The following is a 702-nucleotide window of genomic DNA, read 5'->3' as shown; positions in this document are numbered from 1 at the left end:
TGCCAGCATAGGGCTGTGTTCTCTGTGACTACCCCACAAATTAGAGAGCTGCAAAAACGTATCAGAAGTGTGAAGAGTCAGTACGACAAAGCCAAGAGGCTAAAGAAAGCCGAGCGCCTTTTGACAGAGTATTTCAATTTAAAGGAGCGTATTGGCCTACTTATGCAGCCTTTAGTCGAGCAAGCAAATGAAGAGCTGAACCAATAAGTGTTTGACACTGAAGGAGGATTACAATGCCGCCTAAGCCGTTAAGGGAGTGTAAGGCCTATGGGTGTAAGGCCCTTACCCGAGAGGGCTACTGCCCTGACCATAAGCACGTCCAGCAGGAGGAAACGAAACATTACAACAAACATTCAAGAAACAAAACAATAACAAGTTTTTATAAATCAACTGAATGGAAACGAACAAGAGAACTTGTTTTGCTTCGTGACAATCGTCTTTGCCAGCAATGCTTGAGAGAACACCGATTCACTCCTGCCGACATGGTCCATCATATTGTGGAGGTAAAGCAGGACTGGTCCAAGCGTTTAGACCTTTCAAATCTCGAAAGTCTCTGCAATGCCTGCCATAACAAGGTTCACGGCGACCGAAGCAAGTCGGTCAAGTAGGGATACCCCCCTATAAAAATCCTTGGGAAACAACCGCCGCGGGAACGGCGCCCCCTTTTCTGTAAACAAACACCGCTTTTCAAAGTTCCCGAAA

At 46.3% G+C, this 702-nt stretch carries 2 protein-coding genes; both read left to right on the top strand.

Features of this window, described 5'->3' with window-relative positions; translation table 11 throughout:
* Window positions 1–207: hypothetical protein (locus AB447_RS26545; protein WP_057957781.1), on the top strand; the 207-nt coding region annotated here is incomplete at its 5' end.
* A gap of 26 nt (window positions 208–233) precedes the next feature.
* The gene (locus AB447_RS23865; protein WP_021837717.1) at window positions 234–608 is read left to right on the top strand and encodes an HNH endonuclease; all 375 of its coding nucleotides are present in this window, start codon (window positions 234–236) and stop codon (window positions 606–608) included.
* The last annotated feature ends 94 nt before the right edge of the window (window positions 609–702 follow it).

This window comes from Bacillus glycinifermentans (assembly GCF_001042475.2).
In the GTDB taxonomy this organism is placed as follows: domain Bacteria; phylum Bacillota; class Bacilli; order Bacillales; family Bacillaceae; genus Bacillus; species Bacillus glycinifermentans.
This window is presented reverse-complemented; position numbering and strand designations above follow the sequence as displayed.